The 13,858-nt window shown below is 44.9% G+C and carries 18 protein-coding genes and 1 other annotated feature; all 18 genes read right to left on the bottom strand.

Features of this window, described 5'->3' with window-relative positions:
* Window positions 1-11 precede the first annotated feature (11 nt).
* The 18 genes from queA to E4663_RS03975 all read right to left on the bottom strand — a co-directional run bounded on the left by queA (window position 12) and on the right by E4663_RS03975 (window position 13,854).
* Window positions 12-1,037: a tRNA preQ1(34) S-adenosylmethionine ribosyltransferase-isomerase QueA gene (gene queA, locus E4663_RS04060; protein ID WP_079479551.1), complete on the bottom strand. Its 1,026-nt coding sequence runs from the start codon at window positions 1,035-1,037 to the stop codon at window positions 12-14.
* Window positions 1,038-1,055: 18 nt separating this feature from the next.
* A complete protein-coding gene (locus tag E4663_RS04055; RefSeq protein WP_079479550.1) occupies window positions 1,056-1,256 on the bottom strand; it encodes a DUF2905 domain-containing protein in 201 nt (66 codons plus the stop codon).
* On the bottom strand, window positions 1,253-2,254 hold the full coding sequence (gene ruvB, locus E4663_RS04050) for a Holliday junction branch migration DNA helicase RuvB (protein WP_079479549.1): 1,002 nt from the start codon (window positions 2,252-2,254) through the stop codon (window positions 1,253-1,255). The genes E4663_RS04055 and ruvB overlap by 4 nt, the downstream gene beginning before the upstream one ends.
* 12 nt (window positions 2,255-2,266) lie before the next feature.
* Window positions 2,267-2,884 carry a Holliday junction branch migration protein RuvA gene (gene ruvA, locus E4663_RS04045; protein WP_079479548.1) on the bottom strand — a complete coding sequence of 206 codons (618 nt, stop codon included), beginning with the start codon at window positions 2,882-2,884 and terminating at the stop codon, window positions 2,267-2,269.
* A 163-nt stretch (window positions 2,885-3,047) separates the two neighbouring features.
* A complete protein-coding gene (locus E4663_RS04040) occupies window positions 3,048-3,611 on the bottom strand; it encodes a BofC C-terminal domain-containing protein (protein WP_135326758.1) in 564 nt (187 codons plus the stop codon).
* Window positions 3,612-3,691: 80 nt separating this feature from the next.
* Complete coding sequence (locus E4663_RS04035; protein ID WP_135326757.1) at window positions 3,692-4,444, bottom strand: YebC/PmpR family DNA-binding transcriptional regulator; 753 nt, start codon at window positions 4,442-4,444, stop codon at window positions 3,692-3,694.
* A 76-nt stretch (window positions 4,445-4,520) separates the two neighbouring features.
* Window positions 4,521-5,078, bottom strand: a complete 558-nt coding sequence (locus E4663_RS04030; protein WP_079479545.1) for a YhcN/YlaJ family sporulation lipoprotein — start codon at window positions 5,076-5,078, stop codon at window positions 4,521-4,523.
* Window positions 5,079-5,148: 70 nt separating this feature from the next.
* Entirely contained in the window at window positions 5,149-5,886 is a 738-nt protein-coding gene (gene nadE, locus E4663_RS04025; RefSeq protein WP_079479544.1) for an NAD(+) synthase, read from the bottom strand.
* A gap of 37 nt (window positions 5,887-5,923) precedes the next feature.
* A complete protein-coding gene (locus E4663_RS04020; RefSeq protein WP_079479543.1) occupies window positions 5,924-6,883 on the bottom strand; it encodes an aminoglycoside phosphotransferase family protein in 960 nt (319 codons plus the stop codon).
* Window positions 6,873-7,844, bottom strand: coding sequence for a SafA/ExsA family spore coat assembly protein (safA, locus tag E4663_RS04015; protein ID WP_079479542.1), 972 nt, complete (start codon window positions 7,842-7,844; stop codon window positions 6,873-6,875). Before safA ends, E4663_RS04020 begins: the two co-directional genes overlap by 11 nt.
* A 192-nt stretch (window positions 7,845-8,036) precedes the next feature.
* A complete protein-coding gene (gene pheA / locus E4663_RS04010) occupies window positions 8,037-8,912 on the bottom strand; it encodes a prephenate dehydratase (RefSeq protein WP_135326756.1) in 876 nt (291 codons plus the stop codon).
* Window positions 8,913-8,927: 15 nt separating this feature from the next.
* Entirely contained in the window at window positions 8,928-9,377 is a 450-nt protein-coding gene (locus tag E4663_RS04005) for an ACT domain-containing protein (RefSeq protein WP_079479540.1), read from the bottom strand.
* A 13-nt stretch (window positions 9,378-9,390) separates the two neighbouring features.
* On the bottom strand, window positions 9,391-10,671 hold the full coding sequence (obgE, locus tag E4663_RS04000) for a GTPase ObgE (protein ID WP_079479539.1): 1,281 nt from the start codon (window positions 10,669-10,671) through the stop codon (window positions 9,391-9,393).
* 13 nt (window positions 10,672-10,684) lie between these two features.
* Window positions 10,685-11,203 (bottom strand): Spo0B domain-containing protein, encoded by a 519-nt coding sequence (locus E4663_RS03995; RefSeq protein ID WP_135326755.1) that lies wholly within the window; start codon window positions 11,201-11,203, stop codon window positions 10,685-10,687.
* Between the two features lie 157 nt (window positions 11,204-11,360).
* On the bottom strand, window positions 11,361-11,651 hold the full coding sequence (gene rpmA / locus E4663_RS03990; protein ID WP_035509352.1) for a 50S ribosomal protein L27: 291 nt from the start codon (window positions 11,649-11,651) through the stop codon (window positions 11,361-11,363).
* Window positions 11,652-11,665: 14 nt separating this feature from the next.
* Window positions 11,666-11,995: a ribosomal-processing cysteine protease Prp gene (locus E4663_RS03985; RefSeq protein WP_135326754.1), complete on the bottom strand. Its 330-nt coding sequence runs from the start codon at window positions 11,993-11,995 to the stop codon at window positions 11,666-11,668.
* A 12-nt stretch (window positions 11,996-12,007) separates the two neighbouring features.
* Complete coding sequence (gene rplU / locus E4663_RS03980) at window positions 12,008-12,316, bottom strand: 50S ribosomal protein L21 (RefSeq protein ID WP_079479536.1); 309 nt, start codon at window positions 12,314-12,316, stop codon at window positions 12,008-12,010.
* A 13-nt stretch (window positions 12,317-12,329) separates the two neighbouring features.
* Window positions 12,330-12,403, bottom strand: a sequence feature (ribosomal protein L21 leader region).
* Between the two features lie 35 nt (window positions 12,404-12,438).
* Entirely contained in the window at window positions 12,439-13,854 is a 1,416-nt protein-coding gene (locus E4663_RS03975; protein WP_158290415.1) for a ribonuclease E/G, read from the bottom strand.
* Between the last annotated feature and the right edge of the window lie 4 nt (window positions 13,855-13,858).

The following is a 13,858-nucleotide window of genomic DNA, read 5'->3' as shown; positions in this document are numbered from 1 at the left end:
GTTCTCTATTATCATAAAATCAACATTGCATCCCCAAAGCTGAAGAATCGATACCTTTCCTCCACTGCACGGTGATAAGCTTCTAAAATGAAGTCTCGGTCTGCAAAAGCACTCACAAGCATAATCAATGTGGACTTAGGCAAGTGGAAGTTCGTAATCAATCCATCGATTGCCTTCAACTTCTGAGGTGGGTAAATGAAAATATCCGTCCAACCGCTCGCCTCCTGGAAGGTTCCATAATCGCGGATAACCGTTTCCAGTGTGCGAGTCGAAGTGGTCCCTACGGAAATGATCCGCCCCCCGTTTTCGCGGACACGATTCAATTGTGCAGCCGTTTCTTCTGATAACTGATAAAACTCTGCATGCATGTCGTGTTCTTCTACGTTATCGACACTAACCGGCCTGAAGGTTCCGAGCCCAACGTGCAATGTCAGATAGGCAAGCTCGACGCCTTCATCCTTCAGTTCCTGCAAAAGTTCATTCGTGAAGTGCAGCCCTGCGGTCGGAGCAGCAGCCGATCCCTCTTCCTTAGCATAGACAGTCTGATACCGATCCCGGTCAGACAACTGTTCTTTTATATAAGGAGGAAGCGGCATCTCTCCTAGGGATTCCAATACTTCTAGAAAAATGCCCTCATATGAGAAGCGGACTCTACGGCCACCGTGTTCCTGAATGTCAGTACATTCAGCTACAAGCTGACCGTCCCCGAACTCTATACGTGTCCCTTCTTTCACTTTCTTCGCAGGTTTCACTAGGACGTCCCATTCATCTTCTTCCGTCTGGTGAAGAAGCAGAACTTCCACCTTACCACCAGTATCTTCTTTAGCACCGTACAGGCGGGCAGGAAGTACTTTCGTGTCATTCAACACAAGGCAGTCTCCTGGCTGAATGAACTGTTTTATATCAGAAAATTGCTGGTGCTTAATGGTTTGATCTTCCCTGTTCAAAACCATCAGTCTAGAAGAGGTGCGGTCCTCTAATGGAACTTGAGCAATCAATTCTTCTGGCAGTTCAAAGTCATACTGCTTGATATCCATAACAATCCCCTATTCTCACTATCGTATTTTTCCTATGATGTAAAAGATCAAGGAAAGGACAATGCTGACTACGATGGAAGTCATGATCGGAAAATAGACCGTCGTATTTCCACGTCTAAACGTCAGGTCACCGGGAAGTTTCCCGATAAATGTCCAAATCACTCCAATCAAAATAAACACAATCCCTATCACAATAAAGATTTTCCCAAAGCCCGTCAAGAGTTCGGCAACTCCTTATTGAAATGTGCGTACGCTTTAGGGGTCACCACACGCCCTCGTGGCGTTCGTTGAATAAAGCCGATTTGCAAGAGGAACGGTTCATAGACATCTTCAATCGTTTGAGATTCCTCACCGATCGTTGCTGATATAGTATCCAGTCCGACTGGTCCACCTTGGAAGCCATCCATGATCCCGAGCAATAACTTGTGATCGATGAAATCAAGCCCTTCAGCATCCACTTGAAGCATCTCTAACGCTTTTTGAGTCGTTTCCTTTGAAATGACAGCTTCCCCTTTCACTTGAGCAATATCACGGACACGCTTCAGCAAGCGGTTCGCGATACGAGGTGTTCCACGTGAGCGTCGTGCGACTTCAACCGCTGCATTAAAATCGATTTCCACATCGAATATGTCAGCTGTCCGTTCTACGATCGAACATAAAGCTTCCGTATCGTAATACTCCAACCGGCTGTGTACACCGAAACGGTCGCGTAATGGAGCCGATAAGAGCCCAGCCCGTGTTGTAGCACCTACAAGAGTGAATGGAGGAAGATCCAAACGTACAGACCTTGCACTTGGGCCGGTCCCCACTACAATGTCCAAGCAGAAGTCTTCCATTGCAGGATAAAGCACTTCCTCAACAGAGCGGGGCAGCCTGTGTATCTCATCGATAAAGAGAACATCCCCAGGCTCTAGCGATGAAAGAATCGCAGCCAAGTCCCCAGCACGCTCGATAGCGGGACCTGCTGTAGAACGGAATTGAACACCCATCTCATTTGCGATGATCGAGGCAAGCGTCGTCTTCCCAAGTCCAGGTGGCCCATACAGCAACGCATGATCCAGCGGTTCATTTCTCATTTTAGCCGCTTCAATAAAGATGCCCAGATTGTTCTTTACTTGGTCTTGACCAATATATTGCTTTAAGGTTTCAGGGCGTAGACTTAGCTCTAAATCCTGTTCTGTCCCTTGTTGTTCTCCAGAAATCATCCGATCTTCCACGGTGACTCCTCCTTACTTTTTCATTAATAACTGAAGGCCTTGTCTGACAAAGTCATCCACCGTACCCTCTTTTGCTTTCTCAAGCTCTGCGCGGACTAGCTTCACTTCTTTCTCTGTGTACCCGAGAGCCTTAAGGGCCTCTGAAGCGTCTTCGATATGTTCACGTTTCTCTTGAGACGTTAACCCGTCCTGATAGAAAATCGTATCTTCATTCTTCTCATCAGGAAGCCATACAATCAGCTTGCCTTTAAGGTCGAGAATCATTTGTCGAGCTGTCTTCTTTCCTACTCCAGGGAATTTCGTGAGATACTTGTCATCTTCCTGTTCAATCGCCGAGACGAACTCAGGTACGCTGACTGTCCCTAAAATAGCAAGCGCTCCCTTAGGACCTATTCCCGATACATTGAGCAGTTGAGCAAACAATTGCTTATCTTCTTTCTTTTTGAAACCGAACAGCGTCTGTTGGTCTTCCCGCACATAGTGATATGTATGAACTTTAACTTCTTTATTTATAGATTCTTGAAAGCGGAATGGATTGGGGCAAAGAATCTCATAACCGAGCCCTCCAGCTTCAATCAGAATCGATGTATCTTCAATCGTAGTCAATTGTCCTTTAATATATGCAATCATGGTTTGAAATCCTCTCTAGCTATATTCCTTAACTTTCTTATTGTAACATAGAAGCACATGTTCGCCTATTGATTCTATCGTTATGTAAGGGCGAAGCTACAATCAAGTTAAGAAGGTGCATTGCATGTATTTAAACATAAAAAAACAGCCCTTAGACTGTTTTTTAGACTACATCTTGATCAGAATATCTTTCAAGAACTTGTTTGAAATGCGTGTAGCTCTTGATCTTTATCCCCTTCTCAAGTTCTAGCTTCCGCTTAGATTCTAGAGGCTGAACAGGAACCGGTTTGAAGGATTCCATGACTTTGCCTTGGCTTGGTAACCCTTGAAAGACAGCGAGCTCCCCCGCTTCAGTCAGTCCGAAGTATCCTTGTTTCTTTGTAAGCGGAGAAATATCTTCAACCTTTCTACTGAAAACTACTCGATCGACTGCCTGGGACTCCAACGTCCATCCTTCATACTCTGCCCAGAAGTCCATCATAGACCATATCGTTTCGTTTACTTCTGTAGTCTCTGTTACACCATCCAAATAGTATTGATTCAAGACTACCGTAAGTTCAAGCGGTTCTGCTTTCACAAGTGTAGGTGCAGCCTCTGGTTCTCTTAAAGGAACCATTACTTTCTCTACCTTTCCTCTTGATGCCAAAGCTAAATCATGCGCTTCCATCCCTTCTTGACATCCCACCGCCGTCATCAACAAAAGAATGGTAACCACTAACCGCATCATCTTAGGATCCCCTCCTAAACAAAATAACTTCTGTTTCTAGTGTGTCCAGAAACAGAAGTTATTATCATAGATAAAGGGATTTAAGATAACTTTTCTAAAACTTCTTCATCCGCATCTAAGTTGTGGTAGACTTCCGACACGTCATCATTATCTTCTAACATATCGATGAGCTTGAGCATTTTCTCTACTCCTTTTTCATCGAGAGGAGTGTATGTTTCAGGAATCATCGTCACTTCACTTGTTGAGAACGTATAACCATCTTGTTCGAGTGTTTGTTTCACCTCAGAGAAGGCTTCCGGTTCCGTGTAAATCTCAAAATGACTATCTGTCGTTTCCATATCTTCTGCACCAGCTTCAATCGCTTCAAGGAGCATCTCCTCTTCATCCGCCTCGTTCGTTGAGCGATCGATCACTAGGAATCCTCTACGATTGAACATGAAGGATACACAGCCGTTTTCCCCGAGGTTTCCATCATTCTTATTAAAGGCATGACGGACATCTGCTGCTGTTCTGTTCTTGTTATCTGTAAGAACTGTAACCATCACTGCTACGCCACCTGGGCCGTATCCTTCATAAGTGAATTCTTCGTAGTTTACTCCTTCAAGGTCACCAGTCGCCTTTTTGATAGCACGGTCGACGTTGTCGTTCGGCATGTTGTTGGACCTTGCTTTGTCTACAGCTTGACGAAGGTTCGGGTTGGTATCAGGGTCCCCTCCACCTTCTTTCGCTGCCATATAAATTTCACGAGCCAGCTTCATGAAAAGCTTCCCACGTTTTTTGTCTTGTGCGCCTTTACGGTGTTTAATATTACTCCATTTTGAATGACCAGCCATGGACATTCTCCTCTCCAAAGCAAATCTTTTCCTTTACCAATATACCATAGGTAAAGGAAAAGATTAAAGGAATGCGTCAGTCCCTGCCTTGTTTAAAGAACTCTTGGATACGTTCTTTGATATCATCTGGAGCTTTCGAGGATTTCAAACGTGAATTCAAATCTTTCATATTGTCCCAATTGTTATTGTTGATCCAAATAACCGCTTGCTTGTCTGTCACTTCTTTCGCTTTTGCTCGAACACGTGAAGACATCGTATGATCACGATTATCATATGGGTTCACCATCACAGCAATGTAAACTTTATCATCCGTAGTGAAGGCTTGAGTCAATGTCACTTCTTTGAGTTCATTGACCTTCTCGACTACTTCCATGGCGTCTTCATTGTTGAAGGCATTATCTCTCGCTCTGCTGGACTCCTTATACTTTGTATCGCGGAATTCCTTCTCCGCTGTACGTTTAAAATAACTGTCTTTTCCGGTCGGGATCTGTCCTCTTCTTTCAATACCTGCATCTCCACGATATTCCATCGGTTCATATTCTTCTGCATTCTTCTCCGGTTCAAGCGCTTCATCTGCATTACATGCCATCAGCGTCAAACTTGAGATTGCGAGCACCGTGAATAACTTCCACATAAAAACATCCTCCTTTTTCCCTTACTATGGGCTTAGGAGGATGTTTGTAGTCTGTTAATATTCGCCAATCTTATTGGGGCGGAGAAGGCGGCATTTGACGCTTGTGAGCAGAGCGCTTATGCATAGCCTCGATCACTTCACGGTCTTTTTCCGGAATCTCTTCCCCTTTCAAGTGCTTGTCGATCATTTCGTAGCTTGTGCCCATCTCATTTTCGTCAGTCTGACCTTCCCAAAGACCGGCACTAGGCTGTTTATGAACGATTTCATCAGGAACACCAAGGTACTCGGCCATCTCACGTACTTCCCCTTTTGTAAGGTTGGAGATCGGTACAAGATCCACTCCGCCATCTCCATACTTCGTGAAGTAGCCTGTGTACCACTCAGCAGCGTTATCTGTTCCTACAACTAAGTAATTGTAGTTGGTCGCAACCGTGTACAAAGTACTCATTCTCAGACGTGCGCGAAGATTCGCATCCGCAAGCTGTTCATTGCTTTCATTGAAATCACCAGACTGCTGCAATTGGTCTTTAATCGTCCCGAACATTACGTTATGAGTTTCCGTCAAGTCGACTACCATCGATTTGATGTCACAGCCATCGATTACCTTTTGAGCATGTTCCTGGTCATCGGATTGGCTTTTACAAGGCATAATCACACCTAATGAGTTATCAGGAAAAGCTCTCTTGATCAAGTTTGCCACTACAGCGGAATCAATTCCACCACTTATCCCTACAAGGAATCCGTTGGCATTTGCTTCTTCTTTTTTATCGCGTAACCACGATACAATTTGTTCTACCTTTTTCTCCACAGGATTGTTCATCCTTTCACAGAATAGTATGCTTAAATCATAGCATAGAATCTGTAGACTGGACAAACAACTTGCGTTTCTGCCACGCCTTTTCCAATTTTTTTACCTGCTTGGAAAGGGAAAGGTCCTCATGTATGCTCTTCCTATGGGAGAATAACCATTCCCTTAGCAAATCAGCTGGAACGCGCACACCTTGAAGCCACAGCTTGCGGTTCTCAACAAAAGTGAACAAAGAGAATAACTGATCTTTATTCTCATAAAAATGAGGCAGAAAACGTTGACCGAGTTGAATATAGTCATACAAGACAGGACCTGTATGCAGTAGATCGAAATCAATCATTTTCGTCGAGCCACCTGGTTCTACGATAAAATTATGGTGTGCTACGTCTCCGTGGAGCCACTCATGACTATCCCACGCCCTCTCCTCTAACTCCCCCCAAGGGTGATTGGAGAAGACATCCAGCTGTTTCAGCATACAATCCCTAAGCTCATCAAACAACTTGATTCTTCTGTAATCTAAAAAGACATCCCGAGTATCTTCAAACTGCTCCAGACGCCTTTCCCATTTAATATATAGCGGATCTTTAGGAATCGCGAGTACAGCTATTCCTTTAGAGGTCCTATGAAACTGCCTTAGAACATGGATCACACTTTGACAATCCTTCTGCTTCTCGAAGGATGAATGGTGGCCTTCTATCCATTCGAAAAGCCCCCACTCACATCCGAGCTTACTTTTAGTATAGGTGTTTTGGTGAAAAGGAAGAGGGCGAGCTGCCAAATTAGATGCATAATTCCAATGCCGAAAAAATTCTATTTGCTGCTCCAAAACATGAGGTCTGCGATAACCTTTCAAAATCATCGGGGTATCCTGGAAGCGAATTTCATACACTTTAGGCTTAATGGTTCTCGTTAACTTTATAGGCAATTCTTCTTCATACTTCAGCCAATGGAAAAGGCGATCCGTGTATGAATCGCCTTTCCGTTGATTACTCCTCATTTACATCATCGTCCCTCCAAGGACTCCATTGACCCGCTGGGTTCCATGGTTGTTGCGGCATTCCGCCTCCTCCATAAGGACCCCACTGTCCTTGACCATAAGGATTCCATCCGCCTCCTTGAGGCATTTGTCCATATGGGTTTTGACCATAATTCTGCATAAACGGCTGTTGCATCTGTGGCTGCTGGCCATATGGCATCATCTGGCCACCTTGAGGCATCATCGGTCCATACTGTGGCTGACCGCCTCCACAACCACAATCACCGCCAGCTTGTGATCCTGGCATCATGTCAGAACTCTCTTCATATTCTTGACCTGCTACCATCGGACCGTAGCCCGGCATTGGTTGCATTGGCATTTGCTGCATTGGCATCTGGTGCATAGGCATTTGCATAGGATGCATAGGATGAGGAGGACAGCAATAAAAATCAGAATTAATAAGCTGTGGTTGCATGCAAGGCTGTTGCATTGGCATTGCCTCTACACCTTTTACTGCTGGTTTTTCCACCGATTCTGATGATTCCTCTTCTGGCATAGGTTGTGGCTGTGCCATCGGCATTTGCGGTAGATGGAATGTCGTGTAGTAATTCTGCATCTGCTGGTCGATACTCGGCATCTGCATATTCATGTTAATCGGTTGAGGTTGCATTGGCATCATCGGTTTCTGCATGACCCCTTTTACTGGTGCTTCTTTTTCATCTTCCTTGATAACCGGGATCGGTTTTGGTGAAGTGTCTTTATAAGGCGTTTGCGCTTTCGGCATCTCTTTCTTCGCCGGAGCTACTTGACCTTCCTTCTTGACGGGTTTCGTTCCTTGAGGCACTTTGATTTTCATACCCGGCATGATCATATCAGGATTGGAAAGCTGGGTATTCATGGCTTTAACCTCTTCAAAGCTTACCCCATACTTTTTGGCGATGTTCCAGAGTGTATCTCCCTTTTGTACAATGTGAATTCTCACAATTGCATCTCCCTTCCTGTGAATCTGTAAAAGCAATAAGACAATAATAGCTTCATAACACTCTATGCGAAGAGAGGCAAAAGATTGATGAAAAAGCCTAAGATTATATGTAAAAAAACAGAAAAAGACCCTGAGAATCCTTATAAACAAAGGATTTTCAGGGTCTATTTATTTTCTGTCCCATAACGCTGGTCAGGTTCTTTTCACAGGCGTCGGGACATCTATTTGATAACTTGGATAAGTTCCGAGCACTTTCACTTCACAGCCAAGAGCGGCGAGTTCCGCTTGTACTCCAGGGAATAAGACTTGATCGTAAGGCTGGTCTACATCAATGAGGAAGAAGTAATTGCCGAGACCTGTTTTCATCGGTCTTGACTCGATCTTGGATAAGTTCATCTTCCTCCAAGCAAACGCCGCCAATACTTGATGCAGCGCTCCTACATAGTCTTTCGGCAAGGTCACCATTACCGTCGTCTTCTGTTTAGATACCGGATGATCTTTCACTTTCAGCGTTTGAGGGTGCTTCTGCACTACGGCGAAACGGGTATGGTTATTGTCATAATCATGGATGTCCGTGTCCTCGATTCTCATACCATTCTCCTCAGCAGCCAAATGGTTACCGATGGCAGCCACCCCTACACCCTTCTCTGCGACTATTTCAGCAGCCTTCCCTGTTGAAGCCGTATATTCAAGCTCCGCCCAAGGATAGTGTTTATGCAAGTATTGATGGCATTGAGCAATAGCATGACTGTGTGAGTAAATACGCTCAATCGGCTGATCCTTTTGTTCTGGATGAACAAGCAAATGCTGTTTGATCGGAACCGTCAGTTCTGCAATGATCGATTGGTTTACTTGATGAACCAAATAATCAATTGTCAGATGAACAGATCCTTCAATAGCATTTTCCAGTGGGACAACGCCGGTCTCCACTTCTCCACTCTCCACTGCGTCTAAGCAGGCCGGAATACTCTCATAGCTGATGTAAGATCCTCCATCAAATAGAGCATCCACTGCCATTTTCGTGAATGTACCTTTAGGTCCTAAATAGCCAATTTTTTGGTCTCCCATGACGTTCTCTCCCTTTTATGCTCCAGAACTTAATATCTCGACACGATCAACAAAGTCGAGTTTATGAAGTTTTTGCAATAATTGTTCAATTGTACCGGATAAACCAGTCGTGTTCAAGGAAAGTGTCACGTTCGCTTTACCCTGGAGAGGAATCGTCTGGTGGATTGTCAGCACATTACAACCTGAATCAGCTACTGTTTGGAGTAGGTTGGACAAAGTACCCGCTCTGTCCTCCAAGTGGAAGAATAACGTAATCATTTGTTCCTTCACCATCGCTTGAAAAGGAAAGACAGCATCCCGGTACTTATAAAAGGCACTACGGGATAGATCGACTTGCTGGACAGCATCGAAAATGGACTCTACTTTACCACGCTCCAGAAGCTCCTTGGCATCAATCGTCTTTTTCATCGCTTCAGGAAGGATGTCACTACGGACTAAATAAAACTTCTCATTATAATCCGCCATTCACATCTCCTCCTTAATCCACAAATTCGAATTCATACTCGAGTAGTCGAACCGTATCGCCGTTTTTCGCTCCTCGTTTGCGCAATTCTTCGTCCACACCCATGCTACGCATCTGACGCGCAAATCGGTTGATGGATTGATCGGTTGAGAAGTCGGTCCGCTTGAAGAGCGATTCGATTTTCTCGCCATACAGAACATAAGCACCATCATCGTCACGAGTAACATGGAATGGAGCTTCCTCTTTCTCGAATTTATAGATGACGCGCTCTTCTTTCTCTTCCATCGGCTCTTCATTCTTAGGCAGTTGATCCAGCTTATCAGCTACCGCAAACAAAAGCTCGTCCAGCCCTTGTCTTGTCGCCGTTGAAATAGGATAGATTTCAACGTCTTCTTCCAGTTGTTCCTTGAACATTTCCAAGTGGTCCTCTGAGTCTGGAAGATCCATCTTATTTGCCACGATAATCTGTGGACGGTCTTTCAATCTTTCATCATAGGAAGACAATTCGTGGTTAATGGTCACGTAATCCTCATAAGGGTCTCTTCCTTCTAGCCCTGACATATCGATCACATGAAGCAACAGCCTAGTACGCTCTACGTGACGCAGGAACTGGTGTCCGAGTCCTACTCCCTCATGCGCCCCTTCAATTAATCCAGGTAAATCCGCCATGACAAAGCTTCGGTGGTCTTGACTTTCCACTACTCCTAAATTCGGCGCTAGTGTGGTGAAATGATAATCAGCCACCTTAGGTTTTGCTGCGGTTACCGTAGAAAGCAATGTCGACTTCCCTACACTCGGAAAACCAACCAATCCGACGTCGGCAAGCAACTTCAGTTCTACAACGACATCCAGCTCTTCACCCGGTTCTCCGTTTTCGGCAATTTCAGGCGCACGGTTTCTCGCTGTAGCAAAACGAGCGTTCCCACGACCTCCCCGGCCACCTTTTGCAATAACAGCTCGCTGTTTATGTTCCGTTAAATCAGCAATCACACGATTCGTGTCCGCATCTCTTACGGTCGTTCCTGGCGGGACGTTTACGACAAGTGCATCTGAATTCTTCCCATGCTGCTTCTGGTTCATACCGTTCTCACCGCGTTTTGCTTTAAAATGGTGCTGATAACGGAAGTCCATTAACGTATTAAGTCCCTCATCCACTTCAAAGACAACGTCTCCTCCGTTTCCGCCGTCTCCACCAGCGGGGCCACCCATTGGAACATATTTTTCACGTCGGTAAGCAACGAGGCCATTACCGCCATCGCCGCCTTTGACAAATACTTTAACCTGATCGACAAACATATGTTTCACCTCTTCATTCTATCGTCATCTCAACAGAAAGCTCTTGATCTTCAAAAATGGTTGAGATGTATCCTACTTCATCAAGCTTCTTTTTTAATTCGTTTCCATTTCGGAAGGTACCTTCCCATTCCCAGCTCATCCCGATTACTGTAGGCTGATCCCCTTTATAAAGGGTTACGGTTCCCTCGTAAAGTTCCCCGTCTGTTTTGTGGTCTTCCATAAGCTCAAACAGCCTTCTCCCATTTGCTAGTAAATCTAGATCATGACGGGATAAATCAATCTCTTCCTTCAATTCATACCTCAATCTAAACTGATCGACATCATGATTGAACGACAACATCCACAGTGTAAAATGAGGTGCACGGCTGTTCAACAGCCGTCTCTCTTGTTCCGCTTCTTCCTTGATTTGACCGATTTGGTCCATCAATCGTTCCTGCTTTCCAAGAGACGCATACCCTTGAATGAGCTGAATTTGATTCATCCAGTCATGACGCTTATGTCTAAGTAATGCGATGATCTCTTTCTCTCCCACTCCACCAGCTCCTTCGCACCATACATGATAAGAAAAGTATAGCAGAAGTGCCTAGCAAACCAAAATGTTGTAGAAGGGACAGAAAGCAAATAAAAAAGCCGCGCTCATGCATGATGCAGAGCGCGGCTTCTCACGTATGAAACCATACAATATTCGTTTACGCTTCCTGTGCTACAGGATAAACGCTAACTTTTTTGCGGTTACGTCCGTAACGTTCGAATTTAACAACACCGTCTACTTTCGCAAACAATGTGTCATCTCCACCACGGCCAACGTTCGCTCCTGGGTAAACCTTTGTACCGCGTTGACGGTAAAGGATTGAACCAGCAGTCGCTTGCTGTCCGTCTGCACGCTTAGCTCCAAGACGTTTAGACTCAGAGTCACGGCCGTTCTTTGTACTACCTACACCCTTCTTCTGGGCGAAAAACTGCAAATCAAGACGTAGCATGAGTCTTCACCTCCTTATCGATGAGAAATTTTAATATATTGATCGTAATCATACTCAATCGTTTCTAAGGACACCTGCATGCCTTCGAGCAGGACTTGGGCTTTAACATGAACATCATCACGTAAGCCTTCCGGTAAGGTGATCTTCAGATACCCACCATCGCCACCTTGTTCGACATCAGGTTCAATTTCACACAGCTTCATTACAGCATTAACGGACCCGAAGGTAACCGCTGAAACGGCTGAACAAACGAGATCGTGACCGTATGGCCCACTTTCAGCATGTCCAGAAACTTCAAAACCAGTAATGGAACCTTGTGATCGAAACATAGTAACCTCAATCATACGTCCGAAACCTTACGCGTTGATGTCTTCAACGACTAGCTTCGTGTACGGTTGACGGTGACCTTGTTTACGCTTGTAGTTCTTTTTCGGCTTGTATTTGAAGACAGTTAGTTTCTTTTGACGACCTTGTTTTTCAACTTTAGCCGTTACAGAAGCACCATCAACGAATGGAGCGCCTACTTTAGCAGACTCACCACCAACGAAAAGAACGTTGTCGAATGTAACTGTTTCACCAGCTTCTACATCAAGTTTTTCAACGTAGATTTCCTGGCCTTTTTCAACTTTGATTTGTTTACCACCAGTTTCAATAATTGCGTACATACCTGCACCTCCTCATTATACTCAGACTCGCCATTCAGGTACCGAAACATCGGTTTAAAAACCTGTTCTGTGCGGTTGTAGCCACGGAGTGCTACTGAATAACAAAACAATGTTACCACATCTCAAAACAAGTTGTCAACACAGTACTCACGATTCATAATCGCTTCCCGTACCATGTCTTCGGACCCTTCAAGCTCAATTTGATAGTCAAGGATTGCTGCATCCTGCCTAACAAACAGCTCCTGTGGAATTTTACTAGATATCGCTTGAGAAAGCAATCGTTTTTTTGCTTCATATAAATCTGGGTGAACCGCAAGGAGGATTGCCTCAGAGGAAGAAGCCTCCAAACCGAGCAGATCCCGCTCCAATCGGTACACCTTCGTGTCTGTAGTGTAGGTGCGAGATTCGGGCTCTGTTAAAAGGTCCATCACGTTGTTTCGATCTCTTCTTCTTGTCACTTCCATCAAGCCAAGTTTCGTTATACCATAAATAGACGTCTTGACGGGATCACTCGCCACTTGCTTCTTCATATGTTGTACAAGCTTTTTCTCTAAAGACACATCCTGCATCGATATAAAATCAACGACGATGATACCGGATAAGTTACGCAAGCGGATTTGACGTGCTATTTCTACCGCTGCCTGCTTGTTGACTTCATAGGTGTGAGATTTACCCGTCTTATTGCTTTGGTATTCGGCACTGTTCACATCAACAACCGTCATCGCCTCCGTCCGGTCAATGATAAGTTCTCCACCACCGTCTAGTGCAACCCTTCGGCTAGTCAGAGCATCCTGCCACTGGGAAATCGGCAAACTGCCCCCTTGTTTCTTCCATTCTATAAGAGAGGAAGCTCCCGGGAATCTTGCTCTCAATTTATTGGCAACTTGTACATCATCAACGCCGATTTGCTTGATCGTGTGAACAGGAAACTTACGTAGCAGCTGGTCCGGGACGAGTCGGTCTTCCCATACACACTGTGGTTTCTTCGGAACAGGGAGTGTCGTCCATAACTTTTTCAAAGTCTCCATCTCTTCCTGGATGACAGAGACCTCTACTTCGGTTGCAGCAGTCCTGATAATCGCTCCCTCCGTGCCCTCAAGGACTTGTGAAAGCATCTCTTTTAATTGCTTCCCTTGCTCAAGGTCTATTTTCCTCGAGACGGATACGCTTGTTCCGAATGGCTGATAAACAGTGTAAAGACCAGGAATGGTTACGTCGGCACTTACCTGTGCTCCTTTATCATCAAAAGGCTCTTTTAATACTTGAACATAAAGAGATTCGCCTTCTGTCAAACTGCTCTCGATTTTATCTTTAGCCCATGGAACCGCGTCTTTCCTGAGAAAAGCATTTTTTTCATAGCCGATATCTACAAAAGCAGCTTGCATACCAGCATGTACCTTGATCACTTTCCCTTTATATATAGAACCTATCCGAGCGGATTCACCCGGACGGTCGAAAACGACCTCTACCACTTGCCCGTTTTCCTCAACGATGCCGATTTGTTCTGTCGATTGTGTATGTAGCGTTATAGTCCTCATCTTA

It is taken from the genome of Halobacillus salinus (assembly GCF_004684905.1).
Taxonomy (GTDB): Bacteria; Bacillota; Bacilli; order Bacillales; family Halobacillaceae; genus Halobacillus; species Halobacillus salinus.
The sequence above is the reverse complement of the archived record's forward strand: the minus strand, read 5'-3'. Positions and strand labels throughout refer to the sequence as shown.